1 protein-coding gene is annotated in these 289 nt (G+C 59.5%); it reads left to right on the forward strand.

All coding sequences use genetic code 11. The annotated features are described in order from the left end of the window. Positions 1–100: 100 nt before the first annotated feature. Positions 101–289: potassium-transporting ATPase subunit C (locus tag EN852_RS39740; RefSeq protein ID WP_135879970.1), on the forward strand; the 189-nt coding region annotated here is incomplete at its 3' end.

Consider the following 289-nt stretch of genomic DNA (forward strand, 5'->3'; position numbering starts at 1 on the left):
TTCTCATCTACGGCCTCGGCGGCATCATCGTGCCCTTCGTCGGCATCAAGGCGATCGATCTGATCGTCACCGCCCTTGGCCTCGCATAAGGATTTCCCCGATGCTCAAGCAACTTAGACCCGCTTTGGTCATGATCGTTTTCTTCACGGTGCTGACCGGCCTTATCTATCCGATCGGCATGACCGGCATCGCCCAGGCACTGTTTCCGAAACAGGCCAATGGCAGCCTGATCACCAGGGACGGCAGGGTCATCGGCTCCGAGCTGATCGGCCAGGCCTTTGCCGGCGAC

It is taken from the genome of Mesorhizobium sp. M2E.F.Ca.ET.209.01.1.1, assembly GCF_004010375.2.
In the GTDB taxonomy this organism is placed as follows: domain Bacteria; phylum Pseudomonadota; class Alphaproteobacteria; order Rhizobiales; family Rhizobiaceae; genus Mesorhizobium.